Consider the following 13,682-nt stretch of genomic DNA (forward strand, 5'->3'; position numbering starts at 1 on the left):
GTGGGAGGAGGTAAGGAATGAATCGGGTTTTTCGTAATACGATTTTTTATATACTTATTTTATTACTTGTAATAGGGGTTGTTAGTTGGCTAGGATCCCCTAATCAAAAGCCTGAGAACATGTCTTACAGCAAATTTTCGCAAAATTTAAGTGCGGGAAAAGTGGAGAGCATCTCCATCCAGCCTGTAAGAGGGGTTTATGAAATTCGTGGTCAATTAGATGGCGCGAAGAAAGATGAATACTTCATTACCCATGTTCCAGATGGTCAAGGTGTTGACCAAATTTACAGTGCACTGAAGAATACAGATGTAAAAGTAGAACCAGCACCTGAAACAAATGGATGGCTGCAAGTTCTGACAACCATCATTCCGTTTATCATCATCTTTATTCTGTTCTTCTTCTTATTGAACCAAGCTCAGGGCGGTGGAAGCCGAGTCATGAACTTTGGTAAAAGTAAGGCAAAGCTTTACACAGAAGAGAAGAAGCGTGTGAAATTTAAAGATGTGGCCGGTGCAGATGAAGAAAAGCAAGAGCTTGTAGAAGTGGTAGAATTCCTGAAGGATCCGCGTAAATTTGCGGAGCTTGGCGCAAGAATCCCTAAAGGGGTTTTACTAGTAGGACCTCCAGGTACAGGTAAAACATTGCTTGCGAGAGCATCTGCAGGAGAAGCAGGCGTTCCTTTCTTCAGCATTAGTGGTTCTGACTTCGTCGAGATGTTCGTCGGTGTCGGTGCATCACGTGTACGTGATTTGTTCGAAAATGCGAAAAAGAATGCACCGTGCTTAATCTTTATTGATGAGATTGATGCAGTTGGTCGTCAGCGTGGAGCAGGTCTTGGCGGCGGTCATGATGAGCGTGAACAAACGCTGAACCAGCTTCTTGTTGAAATGGATGGTTTTAGTGCCAACGAAGGAATTATTATCATCGCTGCGACGAACCGTGCAGATATTTTAGACCCTGCATTGCTGCGTCCGGGACGTTTTGACCGTCAAATTACGGTTGACCGCCCAGATGTCATTGGTCGTGAAGAAGTACTGAAGGTTCATGCGAAAAACAAACCGCTTGATGATACAGTCAACTTGAAAGCCATTGCAAGCAGAACACCAGGTTTCTCTGGAGCAGATCTTGAGAACTTACTAAACGAAGCAGCGCTAGTTGCTGCCCGTCATAACAAAAAGAAAATCGATATGCGTGATATCGACGAAGCGACTGACCGTGTTATCGCTGGACCGGCGAAGAAAAGCCGCGTCATTTCGAAGAAAGAACGTAATATCGTGGCTTACCATGAAGCGGGTCATACTGTCATTGGACTTATCCTAGACGAAGCGGATATGGTGCATAAAGTAACGATCGTTCCTCGTGGTCAGGCAGGTGGATATGCGGTCATGCTTCCAAGAGAAGATCGTTATTTCCAAACGAAGCCAGAACTTCTTGATAAAATTGTCGGCTTACTCGGCGGTCGTGTTGCAGAGGAAATTACGTTTGGTGAAGTAAGCACAGGCGCTCACAATGACTTCCAGCGTGCAACAGGCATTGCAAGAAAAATGGTTACTGAGTTCGGTATGTCTGATAAGCTTGGTCCGCTTCAGTTCGGTCAAGCACAAGGTGGTCAAGTGTTCCTTGGCCGTGATTTTAACAACGAACCGAATTATAGTGAAGCCATTGCTTACGAGATTGACCAAGAAATTCAGCGTTTCATCAAGGACAGCTACGAACGTGCGAAACAAATTCTCACTGAGAATAAAGATAAGCTAGAAATCATCGCACAAGCTCTTCTAGAAGTTGAAACATTAGATGCTGAGCAAATTAAATCTCTTTACGAAACTGGAAAGCTTCCAGAGCGTATATACGCGGATGACGAAGAGAAAAACGATGATGTGAAAGTGAACATCAAGAAAAAAGAAGATGAGGAGATCTAATCTCCTTCTCAGATTGTTGACAAAGGGCTAAAATGAACTTTATTTTAGCCCTTTGTCTTCTTTTCAGCGTGATAGAAAACCTTTGAAGTCTAGGAAGGACGAGTACCGGAGCGGAGCGAATTGACATTCGTGAGCACCGGCGCGCAGGACTGACAACGAATGCGAGAGTTTGTCTACACGCTGGAGGAGATCTAATCTCCTTCTGTGAAAGCTGCCGGGATCACTGGCAGCTTTTTTTTATTTCGATTCATGAATGGATCGGTTTCGAATTGTTTACAAATGGAACTCGATTCGTGTATGGTATGATAGAAAGTCGAAAAATGATCTTTTTGAGAAACTATTCAAAGTGGTGATGAAGTTGTTACTCGTGATAGATGTAGGAAACACAAATACCGTTTTAGGTGTTTATCATAATGGCGATCTAAATTACCATTGGCGAATTGAAACAAGCCGTCATAAAACAGAAGATGAATTTGGTATGTCCATCCGGTCTTTATTTGACTATGTAGGGCTGATGTTTGACCAAATAGAAGGTATTATCATCTCCTCTGTGGTCCCGCCAATGATGTTTGCACTAGAAAGAATGTGCGAAAAGTACTTTCACATTACACCCCAAATTGTAGGGCCTGGGATGAAGACTGGACTAAACATTATGTGCGACAACCCAAAGGAAGTCGGCGCTGATCGAATTGTCAATGCGGTGGCGGCCATTCACCTATATGGGGCGCCTCTCATTGTGGTAGACTTTGGAACAGCGACAACCTACTGCTATATCAATGAACAAAAACAATACATGGGTGGAGCAATTGCACCGGGTATTACCATCTCAACGGAGGCTTTATATACAAGAGCGGCTAAGCTGCCGAGAATTGAAATCGTCCGCCCAGATCACATCGTTGGAAAAAACACCATCAGTGCGATGCAATCAGGTATCCTTTATGGATATGTTGGACAAGTAGAGGGAATAGTGAAACGGATGAAGCAGCAAGCCAAACAAACACCGAAAGTCATTGCAACTGGTGGCTTGTCTACATTGATTGGAAATGAATCAGACTGTATTGATATGGTCGATCCGTTCTTAACATTAAAAGGACTCCAATTAATTTATGAACGTAATCGTGTCGGTGTACTATAGGAGGTTTAAATCGAATGGATTACTTAGTTAAAGCGTTAGCATATGACGGTAAAGTCCGTGCATATGCTGCAAACACAACAGATACAATCAACGAAGCACAAAGGAGACACCATGCGTGGCCAACTGCGTCAGCAGCGATTGGGAGAACCATGACGGCTACAGTTATGATGGGAGCCATGCTCAAAGGCGAGAACAAGTTAACTGTCAAAATTGAAGGCGGTGGACCAATCGGAGCCATCATCGCTGATGGAAATGCAAAAGGTCAGGTTCGCGGATATGTCTCAAACCCACAAGTTCACTTTGATTTAAACGAACATGGCAAGCTGGATGTCAGACGTGCAGTTGGAACAACAGGAACATTAAGTGTTGTGAAAGATATTGGGCTGAAAGACCACTTTACAGGACAAACAGAAATCGTCTCAGGTGAAATTGGAGATGACTTCACTTATTACCTCGTCTCTTCTGAGCAAGTGCCTTCCTCTGTAGGCGTAGGCGTCCTTGTCAATCCAGACAACTCTATCCTCTCGGCAGGCGGTTTCATCATTCAATTGCTGCCTGGAACAGAAGATGCAGTCATTGAAAGATTAGAAAAACGTTTATCCACAATTGAACCGATTTCGAAACTCATTGAAAAAGGGATGACACCAGAAGAAATTTTAGAAGAAGTTCTTGGTGAAAAACCTCAAATTTTAGAAACTGTACCTGTCGAATTCTCTTGTAACTGCTCAAAAGAACGGTTTGCTAATGGCATTATCAGCTTAGGAAAAGCCGAAATTGAAGATATGATTGAACAAGACGGACAAGCAGAAGCTCAATGCCATTTTTGTAACGAAACGTATGTATTTACAAAAGAAGAGCTAGAAGAGCTACGTGAAGAAATAACCCGCTAAGCTCTCAGCAGCGGGTTTTCTTTTTAGGATGGAAAGGAGACGAAAGATGAGACTAAAAGCAAGAGTGGTATGGACATTTATCCTCGTTTTGCTCATGATCAATGCCGTTGTCATTGCATATGTACTAACAAAATCGCAAATGTCGCAGGCTTCCTCAAACGGGAAGAACGGTGAAGAAATTGCGTCCATTGGAAAAGAGAAGGTTACGCGTCAAGAATGGTTAAAGAAGATGGAAGACCGCTACGGAAAGGCAACACTTGAACAAATGATCAATCAGAAGGTAGTCAATCAGCTTGCGAAGGAAAACAAGCTAGAGGTGTCTTCAAAAGAGATCAATCGTGAATTACTGATGCTTAAAGCGGTTTCTAATAATTTCTACGAAGATGGACATACAAGTGAAAAGGAATGGAAAGAACAGATTCGTTATCAAATTTTATTAGAACAGCTCTTAACGAGAGATGCCGTTGTTTCTGAAAAAGAAGCCAAAGCCTTTTATGAAAAAAACAAGGACTTATATCAATATGATGATTCATACCGTATTCGTCATATTGTCGTTAAGACAAAGGACGAGGCTGAAAACGTGTTGAAAGATTTAAAAGGCGGATCTAGTTTCGAAGCCGTGGCAGCTGAACGCTCGATCGACCGCTACACTTCACCCTACGGCGGAGATCTTGGTTTTGTGACAGAAGAGCAAGAGAGTATCCCAGCTCTATACATACAAGAAGCTCAAAAGCTTCAGCCAGATGAATGGACGAAAGAGCCGATTGAGACCAAAAACGGGTATGCCATCATCCAATTAAAAGAAAAATTAAATGGCCGCTCCTTCTCTTATGAAGAAGTCAAAGATCAGATCAAAAGACAGATCGCCATGGAAGATCTAGGTGAAAAGGCGAATGTCAAAACCCTGTGGAAAGAAGCAAAAGTCACATGGTTTTACGATGGAGAGCAGGACTAAAATCATTGACAAAATTTTTTGAAATTGATAATTTAATATTAATACAATAAAATTACTCGGAGATAGAGGTGTTAGTGATGGCTCGTATTGCAAATTCAGTTTTTGAACTAATAGGAAATACACCAGTCGTTAAATTAAACCGTTTAGTAGAAGAAGGCAGTGCAGATGTCTACTTGAAACTTGAATATATGAACCCGGGCAGCAGTGTGAAAGATCGTATTGCGTTAGCCATGATCGAAGATGCTGAAGCGAAAGGTACATTAAAAGCTGGCGACACGCTTATTGAGCCAACAAGTGGAAACACGGGAATCGGTCTTGCGATGGTAGCGGCTGCTAAAGGAATCAATGCGATTTTGGTTATGCCGGAAACAATGAGTCAGGAGCGACGCAACCTTTTACGCGCTTACGGTGCAGAGCTTGTATTAACACCAGGTGCAGAAGGAATGAAAGGTGCCATCAAAAAAGCGGAAGAACTGGCAGAAGAGCATGGTTATTTCATGCCTCAGCAGTTTAACAACGAAGCCAATGCTGAGATTCACCGCCGTACAACTGGGAAGGAAATTCTTGATCAGTTTGATGGCGAGCTTGATGCGTTTATTGCAGGTGTTGGTACGGGCGGTACGATTACAGGGGCTGGTGAAGTCCTAAAAGAAGCCATCCCATCTATTCAACTTTATGCGGTAGAGCCTACAGATTCCCCAGTATTATCAGGAGGAAAGCCAGGTCCGCATAAAATTCAAGGGATTGGAGCAGGGTTTGTTCCATCCATCTTGAATACGGAAGTATATGACGGCATTATCCAAGTAAGAAACGAAGATGCATTTGAGCTTGCAAGAAAGGCAGCAAAAGAGGAAGGAATTCTTGGCGGTATTTCCTCAGGAGCCGCCATTTATGCAGCTCTTCAAACAGCGAAGAAGCTTGGTAAAGGGAAAAAAGTGTTAGCGATCATCCCAAGTAATGGTGAGCGTTACCTCAGTACACCTCTATATCAATTCGATTAAACGTTAGGCCCCAGCATTTGCTGGGGTTTTTTCATGAATTCTGAAGATGGAAAGCAAATACTATTTTCTAAATAAAATGGATTGCATTACAATAAGATTAATGAAAATGAAAAAGGATGATAACATGACACAACGCAGGCCGATGGGCATCAAAATTCCTTTTACGAAAGATGCATTCTTGAAAAGATACGAACAACTAGCTGCAAGTGAAACACACCATGTCCTTCTTGAAAGTGCACGCGGCGGAACATATAGCATTGCTGGAATTCACCCGATTGCTAAAGCAAAAGGGAAAGACGGGATGACAACCATCCATTATCAAGATGAGGTGCTGTTTAAAGAAGGTGACCCATTCAGAGCCTTTGCTGATTGGTTTCAAACCCTCCAAACCGAAACGAACGAGGATTACCCTGACTTTCAAGGCGGAGCGATTGGATTTTTAAGCTATGACTATGCAAGGTATATCGAGCATTTTAAAATGCTGTCAATCGATGATCTCAAGACACCTGACCTGTATTTCCTCGTGTTTAATGATGTCGCGGTCTTTGATCACGAAAAAGATATGTTATGGCTCATTACTCACACAGAGGGAGAGGAACCTGTGAGTGAAGCTCATCGAAGGTTGGAGGAATTGAAGCTAAGCTGGACAAGCTCTTCAGAAGAATCAGTACACTCACCTGTCAGCGTAACTTCTTCAGAATTTGTGCCAGCTGCACCTTTTACTGAAGAAACCTTCGGAGAAGCAGTAGAGAAAATTAAGCAATATATCGCAAACGGTGATGTGTTCCAAGTGAACCTATCCATCAGACAAGATGAACAGCTCCATACTCACCCGTATGATTTATACAAAACATTACGTCAGGTGAACCCATCTCCTTATATGTCTTATCTGCACACACCAGATTTTCAGATTGTTTGTGGATCTCCAGAGCTGCTGATTAAGAAAAAAGGCATTCAACTAGAAACAAGACCGATTGCTGGCACAAGGTCACGAGGCAAGGACGACGCTGAGGATCAAGCGCTGGCAAAAGAACTCATTGAAAATGAAAAAGAACGCGCGGAGCATGTGATGCTCGTTGATCTTGAGCGAAATGACCTTGGTCGCGTGTCCACTTACGGCTCCGTGCAGGTGAACGAGTTTATGGCGATTGAGAAATATTCACACGTGATGCACATTGTATCCAATGTACAAGGGGAGCTGCGTGCTGAATGTGATGCAGTAGATGTCATGCATGCTGTATTCCCAGGCGGAACGATCACAGGTGCTCCAAAAGTGAGAACGATGGAAATCATAGAAGAACTTGAGCCAACAAGACGTGGGCTTTATACTGGATCTATAGGCTGGTTTGGATTCAATCAAGATATGCACTTTAATATCGTCATTCGTACTGCGTACTGTACAGAGGGCAAAGCCTTTATGCAGTCAGGTGCCGGTATTGTGATTGATTCTGTACCAAAGCACGAATATAAAGAATCCATTAAAAAAGCCTATGCAGTAAAAAAAGCATTACAGCTGAGCAAAGAAGAGACTATTTTGAGTTAGAGGTGAGCAGAGTATGATATTAATGATTGATAATTATGATTCATTTACGTACAACCTGGTCCAGTATTTAGGTGAGCTTGGAGAAGAATTGATTGTGAAACGGAATGATCAAGTAACAATTCAAGAAATCGAACAGCTCAAGCCAGACTTTCTGATGATTTCTCCAGGACCATGCAGTCCTGATGAAGCGGGAATTAGTATGGAGGCGATCAAGCATTTTGCCGGAAAGATACCGATCTTCGGTGTGTGTTTAGGTCATCAATCTATCGCACAAGTCTTTGGCGGAGATGTGATTCGCGCAGAGCGGTTAATGCATGGTAAAACGTCAGAGATCGAACATGACGGCAAAGGTGTCTTCACTGGACTCCAAAATCCGCTCGTCGCAACGAGGTATCATTCATTAATTGTCAAAAACGAGACGCTGCCGGAGTGCTTTGTCGCAACAGCTAGCACGAAGGAAGGCGAGCTCATGGCCATTCGCCATAAAGAACTGCCAATTGAAAGTGTTCAGTTCCATCCTGAATCGATTATGACTTCCTTCGGAAAAGAAATGCTCAAGAATTTCATTGAAACCTATCGTAAAGAGGGGCATGAAGTAAACGCATGATCATTTATCTGAACGGTCAGTATATAGAGGAGAAAGACGCGACTCTTTCTCCTTTTGATCATGGATTTCTATATGGCATCGGTGTATTCGAAACATTTACCAGCCTGGCAGGACAAGTCTTCCTGTTAGATTGGCATCTTGAAAGGCTCAATCAATCGTTACGTGACCTTTGCATCGAATCCACAATAGAGAAACCATTTGTACTCGACATCATTCATACCTTACTGAATCAAAACCATATAGCCGATGGTCGTGCGAGGATTCGCTTCAATGTCTCTGCGGGCAGAGGCAATGGATTTTCTGCAGACCCTTATGAAGAGCCTGTCGTTTTTGTGATGATCTCTCCATTCCGGCCGGAGTCTCTACTAGATGAAAAGCAGGGAATCTTTCTTCAAACGAGGAGAAACACACCAGAAGGTCCAAGGCGCCTCAAGTCTCATCATTATATGAACAACCTGCTGGCTAAAAGAGAAGTAGGGAACGACCCATCGATAGAAGGCATCTTTTTAACAAAAGAAGATGATGTGGCAGAAGGAATTACCTCGAATGTATTTTGGCGAAAAGAAGATGTGATCTATACACCGTCACTTGATACAGGTATCTTAAGTGGGGTAACCCGTCGATATTGTATAGAAACGCTTCACGCGCTGGGGATCTTGCTTATAGAAGGACGGTACCCAGTCTCACATCTGCTCTCAGCTGATGAAGCATGGATGACCAATTCTGTTCAGGGGATTGTGCCTTTCAGGCGTATAGGAGAAATCGTCTTGCCGAAAAATAACCGAACGATCTCAACAAAGTTGAGAACGCAATATACAAAAGAACGTCTAGAACATAAAGAGTAGGTGGACACAATGACACAACAAGTGATAAAACAGCCTAAAATCATACAAGCCAAGCGCCACACCCTTAGTTATGAAGAAAAGACATTGGTCATGGGCATTTTAAATGTCACACCTGACTCTTTTTCAGATGGAGGAAAGTTTAATCAAATGGATAAAGCGCTGGCTCATGCAGCGCAGATGATGGAAGATGGAGCGCATATCATCGATATTGGCGGAGAATCGACTCGGCCGGGAGCGGCACTTGTCTCAGAGCAAGAGGAGCTTTCAAGAGTGATACCTGTGATTGAGAAGATCACAAAAGAATTGGATGTGCCTATTTCCATTGATACGTATAAAGCTCATGTCGCAGATGAGGCGGTGAAAGCTGGAGCCTCCATCATTAATGATGTATGGGGAGCAAAAGCCGATCCTCAAATGTCACATGTAGCAGCGAAGCACAATGTTCCGATCATCTTAATGCACAATCGACCAGAGCGAAACTACACACATCTGATTCCAGATATGATGGCAGATTTGAAAGAAAGTGTTCAAATTGTCAAACAAGCGGGTGTCCGTGATGACATGATTATATTAGATCCAGGTGTAGGATTTGCAAAAAATAAAACAGACAACCTGATGGTGATGAATGAACTTGAACATTTTTGCCATCTCGGCTATCCACTGCTTCTTGCTACATCTCGAAAACGATTCATCGGCGCTGTCTTAGATCTGCCGCCTGAAGAACGTACAGAAGGAACGGGTGCCACGGTCTGCCTAGGGATTCAAAAGGGCAGTGCGATGGTCCGTGTGCATGATGTGAAAGAAGTTGCAAGAATGGCAAAAATGATGGATGCCATGCTGAATAAGGGAGGCGCTTATCATCGATAAAGTATATGTAAATGGAATGGAATTTTATGGATATCACGGAGTGTTTGCAGAAGAGAATAAATTAGGACAGCGATTCCGTGTGGACTTAACAGCTTCACTTGATTTAAGCAAAGCAGGACAAACGGATGACCTAAACGAGACTATCAACTATGCAGAGCTCTACCAAATCTGCAAAAGCATTGTAGAAGGAGAGCCGGTTAACCTTGTTGAAACGCTGACAGAAAGAATTGCAAACCAAGTGTTAAAGCACTTTCCGACAGTTCAGGAATGTACAGTGAAGGTGATCAAGCCAGACCCGCCAATTCCAGGACACTATCAGTCCGTTGCAATTGAAATGACGAGATCACGCACATGAACAATACAGCATATATCGCTTTAGGTTCAAACATAGGTAAAAAGGAAACCTATTTAAAAGAAGCAGTCAAAAAACTGCACGAACACCCAGATGTTCAAGTGGAGTCAATCTCATCTATATATGAAACAACACCCATAGGCTACGAGGACCAAGATGACTTTTTGAATATGGCCGTGAAGATTTCCACCTCGCTCCGTCCAGAGGAACTGCTGGCCCTTACTCAGAAAATCGAACAAGAGTTAGGCAGAACAAGGGAAGTGAGATGGGGCCCGCGAACGGCTGACCTTGACATTTTACTTTATAATCGTGAAAATATTGAAACAGAACAACTTGTAGTGCCGCATCCTAGAATGTATGAACGTTTATTCGTTCTTGTTCCGATGAGTGAGATTTGCCCAGAAATCGGCGAAGTACAAATAAATGCCGTAACAGACCAAGAAGGTGTTAGCATATGGAAAAAGACATGTGGGGTAGAAGAATTCGTGCATACCGAAAGCTAAAAGGGTATACTCAGGAAGGGTTCGCCAAAAGACTGGGCATCTCTGTCTCTGTCTTAGGAGAAATTGAGCGGGGCAATCGATTACCAACAAACCAAATGGTTGGTCAAATAGCAGATGCTTTAAATATAACGGTGGAAGAACTTTCACCAATACTCGAGGAAGAAAGGAGGGGGAAAGATGTTTAAAATCGGAGATATCGAGATTAAAAACAAAGTGGTGCTCGCACCAATGGCTGGTGTATGTAACTCTGCCTTCAGACTCACAGTTAAGGAGTTTGGAGCGGGCTTAGTCTGCGCTGAAATGGTCAGTGACAAAGCGATCCTGATCAACAATGCAAGAACAATGGGTATGCTATACATTGATGAACGGGAAAAGCCTTTGAGCCTTCAGATATTTGGAGGAGAAAAGGACACACTCGTAGAAGCGGCAAAGTTTGTAGATCAGCATACAACGGCGGACATTATTGATATCAACATGGGCTGTCCTGTACCGAAGATTACGAAATGTGATGCAGGAGCGAAATGGCTGCTTGATCCAAACAAGATTTATGAAATGGTCTCCGCTGTCGTAGAAGCTGTAGATAAACCTGTTACGGTAAAAATGAGAATGGGCTGGGACGAAGACCATATCTTCGCTATCGACAATGCCCGTGCTGTTGAACGAGCAGGCGGAAAAGCGGTTGCGCTTCACGGACGGACCCGCGTGCAGATGTACGAAGGAACAGCGAATTGGGATATCATGAAAGAGGTAAAACAATCTGTTTCCATCCCTGTCATCGGGAATGGTGATGTCAAAACCCCTCAAGATGCAAAACGAATGCTTGATGAAACCGGTGTGGATGCTGTGATGATCGGAAGAGCCGCACTAGGAAACCCGTGGATGATTTATCGTACGGTTCATTATTTAGAAACGGGAGAATTGAAAGAAGAACCAAACGTGCGTGAAAAAATGTCTGTGTGCAAACTTCACTTAGACAGACTCATTGACCTGAAAGGCGAACACGTGGCTGTCAGAGAAATGAGAAAGCATGCAGCGTGGTACTTAAAAGGTGTCCGAGGAAACGCAGACGTTAGAAATCAAATCAATCAAAGTGAAACGAGAGCGGAGCTTGTACAAGTTCTTGATGACTTTACGATCGAAGCCGAGGCAAAAGAGCTTCAAAGAATAAAAGTAGGATAAGACTATCTTTCTTTTTGTAGCTCACTGCTAGTGCATGTACTGGCAGTTTTTCTGCTTTTCTCTGCAAAATACATTATTGGAGTGATATAAATGAGTAATGAAGGGCTTAATAACGAAGAATTAAACGACCAATTCCAAGTCAGACGTGACAAAATGAATAAAATGAGAGAAGAGGGTATCGATCCATTTGGTGAACGATATGACCGTTCTCATCAATCTGCGAAAATTATTGCTGAATATGACGAGTTTTCAAAAGAAGACTTAGAAGAAAAAGCGGCTCAAGTGACAATCGCTGGCCGTATGATGACAAAGCGTGGAAAAGGGAAAGCTGGCTTTGCGCACATTCAAGATTTAGAAGGACAAATTCAAATCTATGTTCGTAAAGATAGTGTAGGAGAAGAAGCTTACGAATTATTCAAAAGCTCAGATCTAGGTGACATCATTGGTGTGACAGGAACAGTATTTAAAACGAATGTGGGAGAACTTTCAATTAAAGCGACTGGCTTTGAGGTTCTCACAAAAGCACTTCGCCCGCTTCCTGATAAATATCACGGACTAAAAGATGTGGAGCAACGCTATCGTCAGCGCTACCTTGACCTGATTGTAAACCCAGAAAGTAAGCAGACGTTCATCATGCGAAGCAAAATCATTCAATCAATGAGAAGATACTTAGATTCTAAGGGATACTTAGAAGTTGAAACACCAACAATGCATAGCATCCCTGGTGGTGCATCAGCTCGTCCTTTCATTACTCATCACAATGCACTTGATATGCCGCTTTATATGCGTATTGCGATTGAGCTGCACTTAAAACGTCTCATTGTCGGTGGTCTAGAGAAAGTATACGAGATTGGCCGCGTATTCCGTAACGAAGGTGTATCTACTCGTCATAACCCAGAGTTCACAATGATCGAGCTATATGAAGCATACGCAGACTACAAAGACATCATGAACCTGACTGAAAATCTGATTGCTCATATTGCCCAAGAGGTACTAGGAACAACAACAATTCAATATGGAGAAGATGAAATTGATCTAAAACCTGAATGGAAGAGACTGCATATGGTTGAAGCGGTTAAAGAAGCCACAGGTGTAGACTTCTGGCAGGAGATGTCTGTAGAGGAAGCGAAACAGCATGCTGCTGATCACGGTATTGAAATTACGAAAAACATGACAGTGGGTCATATTATCAATGAGTTCTTCGAGCAAAAAGTAGAAGAAACATTGGTTCAGCCTACCTTTATTTACGGACACCCAGTGGAGATTTCTCCATTAGCTAAGAAAAACCCAGAAGACCCTCGCTTCACAGATCGCTTTGAGCTATTTATCGTACGCCGTGAGCACGCAAATGCATTCACAGAGCTAAACGATCCAATCGATCAAAGAGAACGCTTTGAAGCTCAGTTAAAAGAACGTGAAGAAGGAAATGACGAAGCGCATCTAATGGATGACGATTTTGTTGAAGCGTTAGAATATGGAATGCCGCCAACAGGCGGACTAGGAATCGGTATCGACCGATTAATCATGCTATTAACAAATTCTCCATCAATCAGAGATGTACTGCTTTTCCCACAAATGAGAAACCGTTAATACATCAATAAAAGCGCCATTTTATCTGTGGCGCTTTTTATTTTTCATAAAATGAAACTTTTTTTAAAAAAACTATTGCAAGGAAAGAATCAAGGTGGTATATTATTATTCGTTGCCGCAAAACAGCAGCGAGGTTAAAAAAAGAAATCGAAAAAAGTTCTTGACTTTAACCGATACGAAATGTTAAGATATTAAAGTCGCTTAAGAGCGATAATGAAAATGATCTTTGAAAACTAAACAAGACAAAACGTACCTGTTAATTCGAGTTTTTATAAAAAAATCCTATGATACATCAT

Annotated in this window: 14 protein-coding genes; all 14 read left to right on the top strand. The window is 42.6% G+C overall.

Translation table 11 applies throughout. From position 1 onward, the window contains the following. The first annotated feature begins 17 nt into the window (after positions 1 to 17). Positions 18 to 1,919, top strand: a complete 1,902-nt coding sequence (ftsH, locus tag R0K30_RS18985) for an ATP-dependent zinc metalloprotease FtsH (RefSeq protein WP_034325059.1) — start codon at positions 18 to 20, stop codon at positions 1,917 to 1,919. A gap of 358 nt (positions 1,920 to 2,277) precedes the next feature. Beyond that, positions 2,278 to 3,054, top strand: a complete 777-nt coding sequence (locus R0K30_RS18990) for a type III pantothenate kinase (protein WP_099728317.1) — start codon at positions 2,278 to 2,280, stop codon at positions 3,052 to 3,054. A gap of 14 nt (positions 3,055 to 3,068) precedes the next feature. Continuing rightward, positions 3,069 to 3,944, top strand: a complete 876-nt coding sequence (gene hslO / locus R0K30_RS18995) for an Hsp33 family molecular chaperone HslO (RefSeq protein ID WP_410612268.1) — start codon at positions 3,069 to 3,071, stop codon at positions 3,942 to 3,944. Between the two features lie 46 nt (positions 3,945 to 3,990). Next, the gene (locus R0K30_RS19000) at positions 3,991 to 4,899 is read left to right on the top strand and encodes a peptidyl-prolyl cis-trans isomerase (protein ID WP_099728315.1); all 909 of its coding nucleotides are present in this window, start codon (positions 3,991 to 3,993) and stop codon (positions 4,897 to 4,899) included. A gap of 77 nt (positions 4,900 to 4,976) precedes the next feature. Continuing rightward, complete coding sequence (gene cysK, locus R0K30_RS19005) at positions 4,977 to 5,900, top strand: cysteine synthase A (protein ID WP_099728314.1); 924 nt, start codon at positions 4,977 to 4,979, stop codon at positions 5,898 to 5,900. A 124-nt stretch (positions 5,901 to 6,024) separates the two neighbouring features. Then, entirely contained in the window at positions 6,025 to 7,443 is a 1,419-nt protein-coding gene (locus R0K30_RS19010) for an anthranilate synthase component I family protein (protein ID WP_230031702.1), read from the top strand. Between the two features lie 13 nt (positions 7,444 to 7,456). Further along, positions 7,457 to 8,050 (top strand): aminodeoxychorismate/anthranilate synthase component II, encoded by a 594-nt coding sequence (gene pabA / locus R0K30_RS19015; RefSeq protein WP_249705141.1) that lies wholly within the window; start codon positions 7,457 to 7,459, stop codon positions 8,048 to 8,050. Beyond that, positions 8,047 to 8,895 (top strand): aminodeoxychorismate lyase, encoded by an 849-nt coding sequence (gene pabC / locus R0K30_RS19020; RefSeq protein WP_410612271.1) that lies wholly within the window; start codon positions 8,047 to 8,049, stop codon positions 8,893 to 8,895. Before pabA ends, pabC begins: the two co-directional genes overlap by 4 nt. 9 nt (positions 8,896 to 8,904) lie before the next feature. Further along, a complete protein-coding gene (gene folP / locus R0K30_RS19025; RefSeq protein WP_410612273.1) occupies positions 8,905 to 9,762 on the top strand; it encodes a dihydropteroate synthase in 858 nt (285 codons plus the stop codon). After that, entirely contained in the window at positions 9,755 to 10,117 is a 363-nt protein-coding gene (gene folB / locus R0K30_RS19030) for a dihydroneopterin aldolase (RefSeq protein WP_099728309.1), read from the top strand. Before folP ends, folB begins: the two co-directional genes overlap by 8 nt. Then, positions 10,114 to 10,617: a 2-amino-4-hydroxy-6-hydroxymethyldihydropteridine diphosphokinase gene (gene folK / locus R0K30_RS19035; protein WP_230031705.1), complete on the top strand. Its 504-nt coding sequence runs from the start codon at positions 10,114 to 10,116 to the stop codon at positions 10,615 to 10,617. Before folB ends, folK begins: the two co-directional genes overlap by 4 nt. Continuing rightward, entirely contained in the window at positions 10,569 to 10,802 is a 234-nt protein-coding gene (locus R0K30_RS19040; protein WP_034325046.1) for a helix-turn-helix domain-containing protein, read from the top strand. The genes folK and R0K30_RS19040 overlap by 49 nt, the downstream gene beginning before the upstream one ends. Further along, positions 10,795 to 11,796, top strand: a complete 1,002-nt coding sequence (dusB, locus tag R0K30_RS19045; protein WP_099728306.1) for a tRNA dihydrouridine synthase DusB — start codon at positions 10,795 to 10,797, stop codon at positions 11,794 to 11,796. The genes R0K30_RS19040 and dusB overlap by 8 nt, the downstream gene beginning before the upstream one ends. A gap of 90 nt (positions 11,797 to 11,886) precedes the next feature. Further along, the gene (lysS, locus tag R0K30_RS19050) at positions 11,887 to 13,386 is read left to right on the top strand and encodes a lysine--tRNA ligase (RefSeq protein WP_099728305.1); all 1,500 of its coding nucleotides are present in this window, start codon (positions 11,887 to 11,889) and stop codon (positions 13,384 to 13,386) included. The last annotated feature ends 296 nt before the right edge of the window (positions 13,387 to 13,682 follow it).

It is taken from the genome of Bacillus sp. SIMBA_154 (genome assembly GCF_046536015.1).
In the GTDB taxonomy this organism is placed as follows: Bacteria; Bacillota; Bacilli; order Bacillales; family Bacillaceae; genus Bacillus; species Bacillus pumilus_P.

Excerpts from the sequence above, each read along its gene's own strand:
- ftsH (WP_034325059.1), top strand. The coding sequence starts at position 18 with ATGAATCGGGTTTTTCGTAATACGATTTTTTATATACTTATTTTATTA.
- hslO (WP_410612268.1), top strand. The coding sequence starts at position 3,069 with ATGGATTACTTAGTTAAAGCGTTAGCATATGACGGTAAAGTCCGTGCA.
- R0K30_RS19000 (WP_099728315.1), top strand. The coding sequence starts at position 3,991 with ATGAGACTAAAAGCAAGAGTGGTATGGACATTTATCCTCGTTTTGCTC.
- cysK (WP_099728314.1), top strand. The coding sequence starts at position 4,977 with ATGGCTCGTATTGCAAATTCAGTTTTTGAACTAATAGGAAATACACCA.
- R0K30_RS19010 (WP_230031702.1), top strand. The coding sequence starts at position 6,025 with ATGACACAACGCAGGCCGATGGGCATCAAAATTCCTTTTACGAAAGAT.
- pabA (WP_249705141.1), top strand. The coding sequence starts at position 7,457 with ATGATATTAATGATTGATAATTATGATTCATTTACGTACAACCTGGTC.
- pabC (WP_410612271.1), top strand. The coding sequence starts at position 8,047 with ATGATCATTTATCTGAACGGTCAGTATATAGAGGAGAAAGACGCGACT.
- folP (WP_410612273.1), top strand. The coding sequence starts at position 8,905 with ATGACACAACAAGTGATAAAACAGCCTAAAATCATACAAGCCAAGCGC.
- folK (WP_230031705.1), top strand. The coding sequence starts at position 10,114 with ATGAACAATACAGCATATATCGCTTTAGGTTCAAACATAGGTAAAAAG.
- R0K30_RS19040 (WP_034325046.1), top strand. The coding sequence starts at position 10,569 with ATGGAAAAAGACATGTGGGGTAGAAGAATTCGTGCATACCGAAAGCTA.
- dusB (WP_099728306.1), top strand. The coding sequence starts at position 10,795 with ATGTTTAAAATCGGAGATATCGAGATTAAAAACAAAGTGGTGCTCGCA.
- lysS (WP_099728305.1), top strand. The coding sequence starts at position 11,887 with ATGAGTAATGAAGGGCTTAATAACGAAGAATTAAACGACCAATTCCAA.